Genomic DNA, 14,585 nt, shown 5'->3' with positions numbered 1-14,585 from the left:
GAGCGCGAAATGAACAAAACCGTTTATTACATCATCGGCGACGGCATCGGGCCCGAGGTCTTCGCGGCCGCCCGCCCCGTGATCGACGCCGCCGTTTCCAAGGCCTACGGCGATTCCAGGAAGTTCGAGTGGAAGGAGCTTCTGGCCGGCGAGAAGGCCTACAAGCACACCGGCAACTACCTGCCCCAGGAGACCCTGGACACCCTGGCCAGCGCCGAACTGGCCATGAAAGGCCCCCTGGGCACCCCGGTGGGCGGCGGCATCCGCAGCCTGAACGTGACCATGCGCCAGGTGCTGGACCTCTACGCCTGCATCCGGCCCATCAAATACTTCCAGGGCATCGAGTCCCCGGTGAAGCGCCCCGACCTGGTGGACATGATCGTGTTCCGCGAGAACACCGAGGACGTCTACGCGGGCATCGAGTGGGCCTCCGGCACGCCCGAGGCCAAGCGCCTCATCGAGTTCCTGCGCTCCCTGGGCAAGAACGTGGACGAGACCGCCGGCGTGGGCATCAAGCCCATGACCCCGGCCGGGTCCAAGCGCCTGGTGAAGAAGGCCATCGAGCACGCCATCGCCCAGAAGAAGTCCAGCGTGACCCTGGTGCACAAGGGCAACATCATGAAGTTTACCGAGGGCGCGTTCAGGGCCTGGGGCTACGAGCTGGCCGCCGAGGAGTTCGCCGCCCAGGTGATGACCGAGCAGGAGGCCAAGGACGGCGGCGCAAAGCCGGTGATCCTCAAGGACCGCATCGCGGACGCCATGTTCCAGGAGGTGCTCATCCGCCCCGAGCAGTACTCCGTGATCGCCACCACCAACCTGAACGGCGACTACCTCTCCGACGCGCTGGCCGCGCAGGTGGGCGGGCTCGGCCTGGCCCCCGGCGTGAACATGAGCGCCAAGCTGGCCTTCTACGAAGCCACCCACGGCACCGCGCCCACTATCGCGGGCATGGACAAGGCCAACCCCGGCAGCCTGGTGCTTTGCGGCGCCATGATGTGCGAGCACCTGGGCTGGCACGAGGCCGCCCAGAGCATCCACAAGGCCATGGACGCCGCCATCAGCGCCAAGACCGTCACCGTGGACCTGGCCGGTCAGATCCCCGGCAGCACCACCGTGGGCTGCAAGGCCTTCGGCGAGCTGCTGCAGAAGAACCTGTAGGCCCGCGTTCCGAATAGCAAAAAGGCCGGGAGGGCGAGAGCCCTTCCGGCTTTTTTGCGCCCGAAAAAAAAGGAATCCGCCGGGCGGATTCCTTATATGGCGGTTAGAGCCAGGGTGACGGCTAGCGGGGGCCCGCGCCGCGCATGCAGGAGCGCAGCATCAGCTCCTGGAGGATGATGCGTTCGTACTCCAGCGGGGTGACGTTGACGGGCTCGGCGTTTTCGCCCAGGGGGCGGTCGAGCATCTGGGCTTCCTCCCAGAAGTCCAGCAGCTCGTCGTCAGCGAGGGTCTTGAGCTGGTCTTCCAGGGGATATTGGTCGTTGTCGGGAATGTATTGGCCCATAAAGCGTATATGCCTCCGCCGGAAGCTCCCGGCCCCGGCATCCTTATACCACCTGCCGATAATTGCAAGCGCGGGCTGCGCGGGGAGGGCCGCCACATGGGTGTTGCCTCCTCAAACGAATACGGGTAACGCTTCGCCCTGGCGCGGGCCCATCCTGCACGCACGATTCGTGCCTGCCTGCTCGCCTTTGGAGGTATCACAAGGATGGACGAGGTTCAGAAGAAGCAAGACGCGGAACTCATGCAGCTGGTGACTTTCAGCATCGGCGATGAGGAGTTCGGCGTGGATATCCTGAAAGTTCAGGAGATCATCCGCATGATGGAGATCACGCGGGTTCCGCGCGCCCCCGAATTCGTGGAGGGCGTGATCAACCTGCGGGGCAAGGTCATCCCCATCATCGACCTGCGCAGGCGCTTCGGCCTGGAGGCGCGCAGCCACGACAAGAACACCCGGATCATCGTGATCGAGATCAACGGCATGATCGTCGGTTTCGTGGTGGATTCGGTCTCCGAGGTGCTGCGCATACCCTCCAGCACGGTGGAACCGCCGCCGCCCGTGGTCTCCGGCATGGAATCGGAATACATCAGCGGCGTGGGCAAGCTGGAGGACCGGCTGCTCATCCTGCTCGATCTCGACAGACTGCTCTCCCATGAGGAGCAAGAGACGCTCTCCGGGGCGTAAGCGCAAACCCCAACCAACCGAACAGGCCGCCGTCCCGAGAGGACCGGCGGCTTTTCGCCGTTAGGCCCATGGCCAATTTACAACTGCCACTGAACGAACTGCTGTCGGGCAAGGCCCAGTCGCTCAGCGTCTACAAGAGCGGGCCGGGCAGCCTGGTCAGCCTCTGCCGCGACATCCGCGCCAAGGGCAGGCCCGTTGTCGTCCTCGCCCCGGGCGCGGCCGACATGGCCCAGCTCACGGCGCTCATGCAGCTCTATTTCCCCCAGGATGCCCCAGCCGGGCCGGAGCGCCCCTGGGCGGCCCTGCCGTCCTACACGCCCGCGCCCCCGGGAGCGGCGCTCTGGGCCAAACGCTGGGCCTTCCTGCAGGCCTGCGCCAGCGACGTGGAGCCCAGGATTCTCTGCCTCTCCGTGGACAACCTGCTGCCCAAGTGGCCGCCTCCGGCGGCGCTTGCGCACAACGTTCTGGAGCTGCGCGCCGGGGAGGAGATCTCCCCGGAGATGATCCTGGATCAGACCGTGCTCTGGGGCTACAAGCGCGTGGGCATGGCCTCCCTGCCGGGCGACATGGCCCTGCGCGGCGACCTGCTGGACATCTTCCCCCCCGGCTACGACCAGCCCGTGCGCCTGGAGTTCTTCGGCGACACCCTGGAGAGCATCCGCCTGTTCGACGCGGGCTCGCAGCGCTCCCAGGCCCCGCTGGAGCGCGTCTCCATCCTGCCGGTGGCCCCGGCCATCCTCTCGGAGGAGTTCAAGGAGCAGGCCCGCGCCAACTGGGCCAGGCTGGCCCAGACCGGCGAGCTCAACCGCTCGGCCCAGGCCCACATGGAGGACATGCTCCTGCGCGGTGACGGCAACATCTGGCCCGGGCTCTACTACGAGGCCCCCGTGCCCCTGGAGCGCTGGCTGCCCAAGAACGCCGTGTTCGTGCTGCACCAGTCCGCCAGCCTGCGCCCCCGCCTGGAGGAGCAGGAGCTGGCCTGGGTCACGGAGCTGGAGAAGCTGGCCGGGGCGCAGGGCTTCCCCTGGCCCAGGCACCAGCTGGTCTGGCCCGAGGCAATGTCGCGCCGGACCTGGATGGACAGGCCCCAGCTGGTGTTCGAGGATCTGGTCATCGGGCGCGAGAAGCACGGCACCGACCTGCCCGAGCGCCACATCGACAACTTCGCCGACCTGTTCTGGCGCCCCGACGAGGCCCGCCGTCCCTGGAGCACCCTGGTGGCCGGGCTCAAGCAGTGGCAGGAGGAGCGCAGGCAGGTGCTGTTCTCCTTCCACTCGCGCCAATCCCGCAAGAAGTTCCTCAAGCTGGCCGAGCACGAGGGCTTCGCCTTCTCGCAGGAGGCCCCGGCGGGGCGGCCCGGGCTCTACGCCCTGATCTCACCGTTGCGGCGCGGCATGGAGCTGGGCTGGAACAACTGCCTGGTCCTGCCGGAGGACGTGATCCAGCCCGGGGCGAGCAAGGCCGCCCGCCCCAAGCCGGAGAAGGGCTTCAAGGGCCTCACCGCCTTCGACGACCTCAACCTCGGCGACCTGCTGGTGCACCGCGACTACGGCCTCGCCCGCTTCGAGGAGCTGACCCGCCTCTCCGTGGACCAGGCCGCCAACGATTATCTGCTGCTGCTCTTCGACGGCGGGGACAAGCTCTACCTGCCGGTGGACCGCCTGGGCCTGGTGCAGCGCTACAAGGGCCCCGAGGGTACCGACCCCTCCCTGGACCGCCTGGGCGGCGCCCGCTGGAAGACCAGCCGGGAAAAGGCCCGCAAGGCCATCGAGAAGATCGCCCAGGACCTGGTGGAGATGTACGCCTATCGCCGGGTGGCCAAGGGCTACGCCTACGGGCCGGTCAACGAGCTGTACTGGGAGTTCGAGGCCACCTTCGGCTTCGAGGAGACCCCCGACCAGGAGCGCGCCATCTCCGACGTGCTGGAGGACATGGAGCGCCCCGAACCCATGGACCGCCTGGTCTGCGGCGACGTGGGCTTCGGCAAGACCGAGGTGGCCATGCGCGCCGCCTTCCGCGCCGTGCTGGACGGCAAGCAGGTGGCCCTCTTGTGCCCCACCACGGTGCTGGCCGAGCAGCACTACCAGAATTTCGTCAAGCGCCTGGAGGGCTTCCCCGTCAACGTGGGCATGCTCTCGCGCTTCGTGCCGCCCAAGCGGGCCAAGCTGGTCACGGAGCAGGCCGCCAAGGGCGAGCTGGACATCCTCATCGGCACGCACCGCCTGCTCTCGAAGGATGTGAGCTTCCCGCGCCTGGGGCTCATCATCCTCGACGAGGAGCAGCGCTTCGGCGTCAAGCACAAGGAAAAGCTCAAGACCCTCAAGAAGAACGTGGACGCCCTCACCCTCTCGGCCACGCCCATTCCGCGCACCTTGCAGCTTTCGCTCTCCGGCATCCGGGGGCTCTCCGTGATGGAGACCCCGCCCGCCGACCGCAAGGTGGTGGAGACGGCCCTGGTGGAGCGCGACGAGGCCATGCTGGCCAACATCGTGGGCCGTGAGCTGGAGCGGGGCGGGCAGGTGTTCTGGGTGCACAACCGCGTGCACAGCCTGGCCGCCGCAGGGGACTTCGTGCGCAAGATCGCCCCGGGCGCGCGCATCGGCATGGCCCACGGCCAGATGGCCGAGAAGGACCTGGAAGAGTCCATGCACAAGTTCTGGCACGGCGAAATAGACGTGCTGGTCTGCACGGCCATCATCGAATCCGGGCTGGATTTCCCCCGGGCCAACACCCTGGTGGTGGACAACGCCCAGATGTTCGGCCTGGGCCAGCTCTACCAGCTGCGCGGCCGGGTGGGGCGCTCGGAGCGCCAGGCCTACGCCTACTTCGTGGTGCCGTCGCTCGACCGCGTGCCCGAGCTGGCCCGCAAGCGCCTGCAGGTCATCCTGGACATGGACTACCTGGGCGCGGGCTTCCAGATCGCCATGGAGGACCTGCGCCTGCGCGGCGCGGGCAACATCCTGGGCGAGGCCCAGTCCGGGCACATCGCCAAGATCGGCCTGGACCTCTTCCTGGAGATGCTCGACGAGGAGGTCCGCCGGGTCAAGGGCGAGCCGCCCCGCGAGGAGGTGGAGACCGAGCTCAACCTGGGCATCCCCGCGCGCATCCCCGAGACCTACGTGCCCGACTCCAAGGAGCGGCTGCGCCTCTACAAGCGGATGACCACGGCCCAGGGCGAGGCCGAGCTGGCCGAGGTGCTGGCCGACATCCGCGACCTCTGGGGCCATCCGCCCGAGGAAGTGGAGAACTTCGCCGCCGTGCTGGGCCTCAAGCGCATCCTGACCAAACTCGGCGTGCGCAAGGCGGACGTCCACCCCGCCAAGCTGGCCCTCACCTGGGACGCCCAGGCCGCCTCGCTCTCGCCCGAGGCCCTGCTGGCCTGGATCGCGCCGCGCCAGGGCTGGGTGAAGCTGCTGCCGCCCGCCAAGCTGGACCTCCGCCTGCCCCAGGAGGGCGCCGTGCGCGAGAACCTGCTCTACGCGGCCAAAGAGCTTGCGGGGCTGGCTCCGTGATGCGCGGCCTTCTGCTGGCGGGCCTCCTGCTGGCGGCCGTGAGCCTCGCCGGGTGCGGCGGCGAGCCCATGGAGCCGGGCGTGGTGGCCCTGGTCAACGGCAGGCCCGTGAGCCTGAAGACCCTGGAGTTCGTGCACGGGCTCAAGCTCTACGTCCAGCCCGGAGGGGAGGGGGAGGAGCTCAAGCGGCTGAGGAGCGAATACGGGCAGGCACTGGCCGTGCTGGTGGTGGATTCACTGGTGGCCCAGGAGCTCGAAAAACGCGGCCTGGAGCCGGGCGAGGCCGACGTGCTGCGCGCCGAGACCGCCCTGCGCGACGGCTACCCCGGCAACGCCTTCGAGCTGACCATGGCCGAGGAGGGGGTGGAGCCGGCCATCTGGCGGGAGAGGCTGCGCGCCCGCCTGGCCATGGACACGCTCATCGCCCAGGTGCTGCGGCCGCGCGTGGTGATCGCGCCCATCGAGGTGCAGGCCTACTACAAGGAGCACTCCAGGGAGTTCGCCCAGCCGGCCGCCGTTAAATTCCTGCGGATCGAATCAAAGAACGCCGAGAGCCTGAAAAAAGCCTTGGAGGCGGCGGCCAAGGCCAAGGACCCCGTGGACCTGCTCACCGTCTTCGACGACGTCTCCATCCAGACCCAGGCGGGCACCGTGGAGAGCCTGCCCCGCAAATGGCGGGACACACTGGCCGGGCTCAAGCCCGGGCAGGCGGGTCCCATGGCTGCGGGCGGAGCGGGGTTCCAGGCTCTTTTGCTGCTGGAGCGCTCCGAACCCCGGGTGGAGGGCGTGGCGCAAGTCTATCCCCTGGTGGAAAAGCGCCTTGCCGAGGCCAAACTGGCCGCGGAGTTCTCCGCCTGGCTGGAAAAAGCCCTCTCCGGCGCGGTGCTGCAGATAAGCCCGGCCCTTGTTCCCGAAAAAGGCGGCGGCTAGAGGCCGCCTCGTTGCATAGGCAAACAAAACAGCATACAAGGGGCTCGCCGCAAGGCCGGTCCCGACTCCGGCCATCCAGCCTTCTTGGAGGATACCATTGTCCCTGTTCCCCCGTCTGCTTGCCGCCGTGCTGCTGTCCGTCTCCCTGGTTGCAACCGCCAACGCCGCCCAACAGGTGGTGGACAAGGTGGTGGCGCAGGTTAACGGCGAGATGATAACCCTCTTCGAACTCAACGAGCGCGTGCGCCTCTACGTCACCCAGGTGGAGAAGAAGCCGTACGACCCCAACTCGTCCGTCAACAAGGAGCTGCAGTCGCGCATCCTGGCCTCCATGGTGGAGGATATCCTGCTGCGCCAGGAAGCCGTCAGGATGAAGGTCAACATCTCCGACGCCGAGGTTGAGGCCCGCATCAAGGAAATGCGGGAGAAGGGAAAGATCAGCGAGGAGCAGTTCGTCCAGCAGTTGCGCCTGGAGGGAATGTCCCGCAAGCAGTTCGCCGACAGCATCAAGAAGGACATCCTCAAGAAGCAGCTCCTGGGCTACATGGTGCAGCGCAAGGTGCTGGTCAGCGAGGACGAGATCCGCAAATACTACGACGAGAACAAGGGCGACCTGCGCGTGCAGACCGGCCAGCGCGTGGGCCTCATCATGGTGGCCAAGATGGACGAGGCCAAGGCCCTGCGCCAGCGCATCGCCAGCGGCCAGATCAGCTTCGCCGACGCCGCGCGCAAACACTCCATCGGCCCCGGCGCCGACCAGGGCGGCGACATCGGCAAGGTCGAACTCAAGGACCTCGCGCCCGAACTGCGCCAGGCCCTGCAGGACACCCAGCCCGGCGGCGTGAGCCAGCCCGTGCTGCTCGACGGCAAGCCCGTGCTGCTGACCGTCGGCGGCGATGCCGCCGCCCAGGCTCCGGCGGCCTCCAGCGTGCCCTCCCTGGAGAGCATGCACGACGAGATCCAGGAGCGCATCTACCGCGTCAAGCTGGAGAAGCAGTTCACCGAGTACATGGACAAGCTGCGCGCCAAGTCCGTCATCAAAATCAATCTTTGATCCAACTGAGGCTGTTGTAAGGACTACCAATGACCCTCGAGGAAATGGGCGCGCTGCTGCGCCAGGAGCGGGAACGCCTGGGCATCAGCCTGGAGCAGGCCGCCACCGAGATCAAGATCAGCAAAAAGTACCTGGTCGCCCTTGAGGAAGGGCGCACCAAGGAACTGCCGCATCCCGTTTACGCCAAGGGATTCGTCAAGAATTACGCCAAGCTGGTTGGCCTTGATCCCGAGGAGATGGGCCGGGTGCTCTCCAACCATTACCGCGCCGACGACGACCATGTGCGCGAGGCTCCCCAGCGGCTGGAGCCGCGCGACATCCCCGCCCCGCTGAAGGAGCGCAAGCTGTCCGTGCCGTCCATCGCCACGGGCTCCGGTTTCCGGCCCTCGCTCTGGCTCGGGGTGCCGCTGCTGCTGGTGTTCGGCGGGCTGGTCTGGTTTTTCTTCTTCTCGAACTTCAAGGTGAGCCTCCCCCTGGAGGAGTTTCAGAAACTGTTCAGCTCCCCCGAGAAGGCCGCGCAGCAACCCGCACCGCAGGCCGCGCCCCAGGCCGCGCCCCAGTCCCCGACGGCTCCGAAGCCCGCGGACTCCGCCAAGCAGGCCCCGCAGAAGCCCGAAGCCGAGGCCAAGCCCCAGCCCGCCACGGGCGAGGGTGCCCCCGCGCGCGACGTGCTGGCCACCGGCAGCTCCGCGCCCAAGGCCCCCGCCGCGCAGCAGAGCGCCGCTCCCGGGCAGGACGTCTCCCCCGCGGCCCTGGCCGCGGAGGCCAACTTCGGCACGTCCGGCAAGCAGGGCGTGGAGTTGAACGCCACCCAGCCCGCGCGCCTGGAGGTCACCCTCGAGGACGGCCAGACCCGCACGTTCTCCCTGCTCAAGGGGCAGCGCCTGGCCCTGCGCTTCAACGACAAGGTCACCGTGCGCTTTCTGAACGCCGGGGCCGTCGCGGCCAAGCTCAACGGCAAGGACTATCCGCTGGAAGGCGGCAAGCTCGAAGGGCGGACCGTCACCTTCCCCTAGCGCATGGAATCCACGGAAAAAGCCCTGGTGCTCAAGGTCGGGCGGTTCAGGGAGGTGGACGCCTGGGTGCGGCTTTTCTCGCCGCGCAAGGGTGTGTTCAACGCCTTCGCCTTTGGCGGCTCCGTGAGCCGCAGGCGCTTCCTGGGCTGCCTGGACCCGTTCAACGTAGTGAATTTCAAGGTGAAGTCCCAGGGGGGCACAGGCTACACCTACCTGCTGGAAGGCTCGCTCATCGCGTCCCACCCGCGCCTGCGCCAGGACGGCGAACGCCTGGGCATGGCCGTCAACTGCCTGAAATTTCTGGATGCCGCTCACCTGGGGCTCCCCGGAAGCGAGGCGGCCTACGACCTGCTGCTTTCCACCCTGGCCGCCATGGAGGGCTGCGAATCGGTGAACAGGCTCATGCCGCTGTTCTTCCGGGCGCGCATGGCCTTCGACCAGGGCTTCAAGCCGGACCTGCACTCCTGCGCCCGCTGCGGCGTGCCGCTGGACGAGGCCCAGTCCACCAGGATGTTGGTGGAGCAGGGCAGGCTGTATTGTCGCGACTGCGCCCAGTACGGCAAGGGCGCGCAGGCGCACCTGGGTCGCGGGTCGCTCGAAGTGCTGCGGTGCGTGGCCGAGGGCGCGGCGGAGCAGTGGGCCGGCATGGCGCTGGACCCGCAGGCGCGCATGGAGTGCGGGCGCGCCCTTGACCTTTTCGTTGAATACCACCTGGGCTTGACCTGGGACCACGGCTCGTTTAGGCGCATCTGACGCCTTTTACTCCAGAGGAGTCCGCATGCATTTCCAAGACGTCATACTCACCCTGCAGAGCTACTGGGCCAAACAGGGTTGCCTGATCGTCCAGCCCTACGACCTGGAAGTGGGGGCCGGAACCTTCAATCCTTCCACGTTCTTCCGCGTCATCGGCCCCGAACCCTGGAGGGTCGCCTACGTGGAGCCCTCGCGCCGCCCCACGGACGGCCGCTACGGCGAGAACCCCAACCGCCTGCAGCACTACTACCAGTTCCAGGTGATCCTGAAGCCCTCGCCGGACAATGTGCAGAGCCTCTACCTTGAAAGCCTGCGCGCGCTGGGCATCCCCCCCGAGGCCCACGACATCCGCTTCGTGGAGGACGACTGGGAGTCCCCCACGCTGGGCGCCTCCGGCCTGGGCTGGGAAGTCTGGCTCAACGGCATGGAGGTCACGCAGTTCACCTACTTCCAGCAGGTGGGCGGCATCGAGCTTTCGCCCGTGTCCGTGGAGATCACCTACGGCCTTGAACGCATCTCCATGTACCTGCAGGAGAAGGAGTCCGTGTACGACCTCTCCTGGAACGGGCAGGTCACCTACGGGCAGGTGCACCATCAGGGCGAGGTGGAGCATTCGAAGTACAACTTCGAGCTGGCCGACGCCAAGATGCTCTTGAACTTCTTCAACTCCTGCGAAGCCGAGTGCAAGCGCCTCTGCGAGGAAGGGCTGCCCTGGCCCGCCTATGACTACTGCCTGCGCTGCTCGCACACGTTCAACATGCTCCAGGCGCGGGGCGCCATCTCCATCACGGAGCGCACCGGCTACATCGCCCGCGTGCGCGCCCTGGCCTCGGCCCTGGCCCGGCTCTACTCCGAGCAGCGCCGCGACATGGGCTACCCCCTCCTGCAACGCTAAAGGAAGCCATCATGCCCGTCTTTCTACTTGAAATCGGCTTCGAGGAGATGCCTTCGCGCTTCCTCGCCCCGCTTTCCGACGAATTCCGCCAGGCCGTGGCCGCCCAGTTGGAGCAGTGCAAGCTCGGCTTCACGGGCCTGCGCGCCTGGGTGACGCCCCGCCGCCTGGCCGTGATGGTCGAAGGCCTCGACGCCGAGCAGCGCCGCGAGGAGGAGGTGGTCACCGGCCCGCCGGTCAAGGCCGCCTACGACGCCTCCGGCAACCCCACCCCCGCCGCCCTGGGCTTCGCCAAGGGGCAGGGCGCGGACATGTCCGCCCTGTTCACCGTGGACACCCCCAAAGGCCAGTACCTGGCCCTGCGCAAGAGCACCGGGGGCGTCAAGGCCGCGGACCTGCTGCCCGCCGCCTGCCTGGCTGCCATCAAGGCGCTGAACTTCCCCAAGAAGATGCACTGGGGCAGCCTGGACTACACCTTCGGGCGGCCCATCCGCTGGATCGTGGCCCTGCTCGACGGCGATGTGGTTCCCTTCGAGGTTGCCAGCGTGCCCTCCGGTCGCACCACCTGGGGCCACCGCGTCATGGGCACCGGACCCTGGGAGCTGGCAACCCCGGCCGACTACCTGCCCACGCTGGAGAACAAGGCCGCCGTGGTGGCCGACCCGGCCAAGCGCCGCGAGCTCATCCTCGAGCAGTGCGAGAAGGCCGCCGCGGCCGTTGGGGGCAAGCCCATCATCGGCGAGAGGCTCCTGGAGGAGGTCTGCGGGCTGGTGGAATACCCGCTGGTCATCCTGGGCAACTTCGACAAGCGCTACCTGGAGCTGCCCCGGCAGGTGCTGCTGACCAGCATGGAGAGCCACCAGAAGAGCTTCGGCGTGGAGAACGCCCAGGGCGAGCTGCTGCCGCACTTCCTGACCACGGCGGGGCTCAAGCCCACCGACGTGGCCCTGGTGCGCAAAGGCTGGGAGCGCGTGCTCAAGGCCCGCCTGGAGGACGCCCGCTTCTTCTGGGAGACCGACCTGGCCTCCAGCTTCGAGACCTGGCTGGCCAAGCTCGAATCCGTGACCTTCCTGGCTCCGCTGGGCTCCATGGGCGAGAAGTCCCGCCGCATCGAGAGCCTGTGCGCGGCCCTGGCCCGCGAGGTTGACCACGCGCTCTCCGCGCCGCTGATCCAGGCCGGGCGCATCTGCAAGGCCGACCTTGTCTCCGAGATGGTGGGCGAATTCGCCGACCTCCAGGGCGTCATGGGCGGCGTGTACGCCCGCCGCAAGGGCGAGGACGAGGCCGTGGCCCAGGCCGTGGCCGAGCAGTACCTGCCCCTGGGGCCTGAGAGCCCCGTGCCCTCCAGCAAGGCCGGAGCGCTGCTGGCCGTGGCCGACAAGATCGACACCCTGGCTGGCTGCTTCGGCCTGGACATGATCCCCACCGGCGCGGCCGACCCCTACGCCCTGCGCAGGCAGGCCCTGGGCATCTGCCGCATCCTGGTGGAGCGCGGCCTTCGCGTGAGCCTGGCCTGGCTGGTGGAGCGAGCCTTCGAGGGCTACGACGGAGTGCGCTGGAAGCTCGAACCCGCCGAGGCCAAGGCCAAGCTGCTGGAGTTCTTCGGCTCCCGCATCAAGGCCCAGTACCTGGGCAAGGGCCTGCGCCCGCAGGTGGTTGACGCCGCCATCGGCGCGGGCTTCGACGACGTGTGGGCCCTGGACGCCCGCATGGCCGCCCTGGCGCGCTTCAGCGAGGGCGACGGCTTCGACCAGGCCGTGCTGGCCTTCAAGCGCGCGGCCAACATCATCCGCAAGCAGGCCGCGAGCGATGCCCTGGACGGCGTGGTGGACAAGGCCAAGCTGGTGGAGCCCGCCGAGGTGGCCCTGGCAGCCCTGCTGGAGGAGACTGCCGGACGCTTCGAGGAGCTCTGGAAGAACGACGATTTCGACGCCCTGTTCGGGCTCCTGGCGGAATTGCGCCCCGGTGTGGACGCCTTCTTCGACGGGGTGATGGTGATGTGCGAGGACGAAGGGCTGCGCAAAAGCCGCCTGAATATTCTGAAATCGCTGGTGGACCGGCTGGGCAGGCTCGCGGACTTCGCCGCGTTGCAGGTTTAGACGAAATCACTTGACAGCTTAACAGATCGCATCTATCAAGTCCGTCTTTGAACTTGATGCGAGGAGGGAGATCCCTTGGCCAATCATAAGTCCGCTTTGAAGAGGCACCGTCAGAGCCTTATCGCCCGTGCGCGCAACCGCGCCATGAAAACCCGTGTGCGCAACGCCGTCAAGGCCGTGCGCCTGGCCGTCGAGCAGAAGGATGCCGCCGCCGCCCAGGAGGCCCTCAAGGCCGCCACGATGATTCTCGACAAGGCCGCCTCCAAGAAGATTCTTCACTGGAAGACCGCCGCGCGCAACGTCTCCAGGCTGAATCTCGCCGTGAACAAGATCACGGCCTAGTTGCCCGCCATACCGACAACAAGCCCGCCGGCTATTCGCCGTGCGGGCTTTTCGTCGTTCTTGAAGGGGGAAGGGCGGAGGGAGGAGGGAGCAGGAGCCTCCGGCGGCCAGGGGCGCTGCCCCTGGACCCCGCCAAAGGGAGTTCCTCCCTTCGGTATCCCTTCCGGCTTCGCGTTGATGGCTGGCCGCTCCGGGAGGATGCGACACGGCATTGGCGGCAGCCCTGCTTTGTCGGGCTGAGGCGACACGAGCCGTACCGCAGGCCGGTGCAAGGTCTTGCTGCGCCGAGCCCGTGGAGTGCGCCCCCGGAGAGTGGCGTTGCCGCGCTAGCTCAGGCAGGCCAGTTGCCCCACCGGCCAGGGGCAGTGGCAGCAGGGCACGCGCGAGCCGATGCAGTCCTCCTCGAAGGGGGAACTGGCCGAGGTGATGTCGCTGCAGGGGCCGCCGTTGCAACTGGCGCAGTGTGGATATTCGTAGGCCAGGGCCTGGTCGCGGAAGTCCTTGTAGCCGGCCTCGTTCCAGATGTCCTCCAGGCGGGCCTGCCTGATGGAGCCGAAGAACGCAGCGCGCACGTGCTTGGTCTCGCCGCCCATGATGCAGCGGTAGTTGCGCCACAGGAAGTGGCACGGCGCAACCTGGCCCGAACGGCTGATGAAGGTGGCGCCTTCCTCCATGAAGTCGCAGCGTCTCTCCTGCCGTGCCGAGAGCGGCGGCAGGTTGATCTCCATGTCCAGCTCCCGCGCCACGGCGCGCGCGCCCTCGAAGGCTCGCTCCAGGTCGGCCCTGTCGGTGCGGTCCCAGTCGAAGAGGCTGCGAACGTTCATCCACACGCCGTTGGCGTTGGCGTCGCGCTGCATGAGCTTCACCAGGTGCACCAGGCGCTTGTCTCCATCGGATTTGTCCACCCGCCAGAGCACGTTGTAGTAGTCGTCGAAATTCAGCCCTTCCCCGGCCGCGATGGCCTTCCACTTTGAGAAGTAGCGGGCGGCCTCTTCGGGGTTGGGGTTGAACAGCGAGTGGTCCTCCGCCTCGCGGGTGTATGGGAACAGGTGCGACACGATGACGAAGCGCGCCCCGTGGTCACCCGCCCAGCGCACCATCTCGGGCAGGCGAGGGGCGTTCTCGCGCATGAGCACGATCTGCGCGCCCACCCGGATCGGGCGTCCGGCGCGCTCGCCGGCCAGGCGCAGGGCCTCGTAGGCGTCGGCCAGGGACTGCAGCCGCACCGCGCCGTGCAGGGATTCGCCGTCCGCGTCGTCGAGGGAGTCGATCGAAATGCATATCGTGTCCAGCCCTGCGGTAGCCAGCTCCAGGGCCAGCTCCTTGGTCAGGAGCAGCCCGTTGGACTGCATGGCGATCTCCGCGTCAGGGCTCATGACCTGGCGCGCGGCCGCGATCATGGCGGGAAGGTCGCGGTGCAGCAGGGGCTCGCCGATGCCGGCGAACACCAGCTTGCCGCAACCGGCCAGGTCGGGCAGCAGGCGCTGGAAATCCTCAAACGGCATGTCTCCGTCGGGGACCGGGGAATCGGTGACGGCCTTGATGCACATGCGGCAGCGCATGTTGCAGCGGGTGGTGGGCTCCACATGGACGATGCGGGGGCTGACGGCGTGCGGCATGGACGAACCTCGCGGGCTGATGATGATCGCCCATTGATGATAGTGCGCCTGCCGGGGTTAAGCAAGAGGGCGGGGATATTCCTCAGTTGACAGGAAACAGCAGTCCCGGGCCGTTGTGCCAGAATTGTGAAGTGAACCCCTTCAGGATGATTTCCAATTTTCCGCCGGGTTCATCAGGCACGCTGAT

12 protein-coding genes are annotated in these 14,585 nt (G+C 67.4%); 10 read left to right on the top strand and 2 right to left on the bottom strand.

All coding sequences use genetic code 11. The features are described 5' to 3' along the window. Window positions 1-9: 9 nt before the first annotated feature. Window positions 10-1,158, top strand: a complete 1,149-nt coding sequence (icd, locus tag MLE27_RS14960) for an NADP-dependent isocitrate dehydrogenase (RefSeq protein ID WP_243312901.1) — start codon at window positions 10-12, stop codon at window positions 1,156-1,158. Between the two features lie 121 nt (window positions 1,159-1,279). Here the strand turns inward: icd and MLE27_RS14955 are convergent, their stop codons facing one another. Then, the gene (locus MLE27_RS14955; RefSeq protein ID WP_243312899.1) at window positions 1,280-1,501 is read right to left on the bottom strand and encodes a hypothetical protein; all 222 of its coding nucleotides are present in this window, start codon (window positions 1,499-1,501) and stop codon (window positions 1,280-1,282) included. A 204-nt stretch (window positions 1,502-1,705) separates the two neighbouring features. Between MLE27_RS14955 and MLE27_RS14950 the strand changes: the two genes are divergently transcribed. The 9 genes from MLE27_RS14950 to rpsT all read left to right on the top strand — a co-directional run bounded on the left by MLE27_RS14950 (window position 1,706) and on the right by rpsT (window position 12,779). Next, window positions 1,706-2,182, top strand: a complete 477-nt coding sequence (locus MLE27_RS14950; RefSeq protein WP_243312896.1) for a chemotaxis protein CheW — start codon at window positions 1,706-1,708, stop codon at window positions 2,180-2,182. Window positions 2,183-2,250: 68 nt separating this feature from the next. Then, window positions 2,251-5,694 (top strand): transcription-repair coupling factor, encoded by a 3,444-nt coding sequence (mfd, locus tag MLE27_RS14945; protein ID WP_243312895.1) that lies wholly within the window; start codon window positions 2,251-2,253, stop codon window positions 5,692-5,694. Next, window positions 5,694-6,623, top strand: coding sequence for a peptidyl-prolyl cis-trans isomerase (locus MLE27_RS14940; protein ID WP_243312933.1), 930 nt, complete (start codon window positions 5,694-5,696; stop codon window positions 6,621-6,623). The genes mfd and MLE27_RS14940 overlap by 1 nt, the downstream gene beginning before the upstream one ends. Before the next feature lie 97 nt (window positions 6,624-6,720). Then, complete coding sequence (locus MLE27_RS14935) at window positions 6,721-7,677, top strand: SurA N-terminal domain-containing protein (protein WP_243312894.1); 957 nt, start codon at window positions 6,721-6,723, stop codon at window positions 7,675-7,677. 29 nt (window positions 7,678-7,706) lie between these two features. Further along, window positions 7,707-8,693 (top strand): helix-turn-helix domain-containing protein, encoded by a 987-nt coding sequence (locus MLE27_RS14930; protein WP_243312893.1) that lies wholly within the window; start codon window positions 7,707-7,709, stop codon window positions 8,691-8,693. Between the two features lie 3 nt (window positions 8,694-8,696). Beyond that, window positions 8,697-9,446, top strand: coding sequence for a DNA repair protein RecO (gene recO / locus MLE27_RS14925; protein ID WP_243312892.1), 750 nt, complete (start codon window positions 8,697-8,699; stop codon window positions 9,444-9,446). A gap of 25 nt (window positions 9,447-9,471) precedes the next feature. Next, window positions 9,472-10,341: a glycine--tRNA ligase subunit alpha gene (gene glyQ / locus MLE27_RS14920; RefSeq protein WP_243312891.1), complete on the top strand. Its 870-nt coding sequence runs from the start codon at window positions 9,472-9,474 to the stop codon at window positions 10,339-10,341. Between the two features lie 11 nt (window positions 10,342-10,352). After that, on the top strand, window positions 10,353-12,437 hold the full coding sequence (glyS, locus tag MLE27_RS14915; RefSeq protein ID WP_243312890.1) for a glycine--tRNA ligase subunit beta: 2,085 nt from the start codon (window positions 10,353-10,355) through the stop codon (window positions 12,435-12,437). 75 nt (window positions 12,438-12,512) lie between these two features. Next, window positions 12,513-12,779: a 30S ribosomal protein S20 gene (gene rpsT / locus MLE27_RS14910; protein WP_243312889.1), complete on the top strand. Its 267-nt coding sequence runs from the start codon at window positions 12,513-12,515 to the stop codon at window positions 12,777-12,779. Between the two features lie 326 nt (window positions 12,780-13,105). Here the strand turns inward: rpsT and MLE27_RS14905 are convergent, their stop codons facing one another. After that, entirely contained in the window at window positions 13,106-14,398 is a 1,293-nt protein-coding gene (locus MLE27_RS14905) for a radical SAM/SPASM family putative metalloenzyme maturase (protein WP_243312888.1), read from the bottom strand. Window positions 14,399-14,585: the final 187 nt, after the last annotated feature.

This window comes from Fundidesulfovibrio agrisoli (assembly GCF_022808715.1).
In the GTDB taxonomy this organism is placed as follows: domain Bacteria; phylum Desulfobacterota; class Desulfovibrionia; order Desulfovibrionales; family Desulfovibrionaceae; genus Fundidesulfovibrio; species Fundidesulfovibrio agrisoli.
The sequence above is the reverse complement of the archived record's forward strand: the minus strand, read 5'-3'. Positions and strand labels throughout refer to the sequence as shown.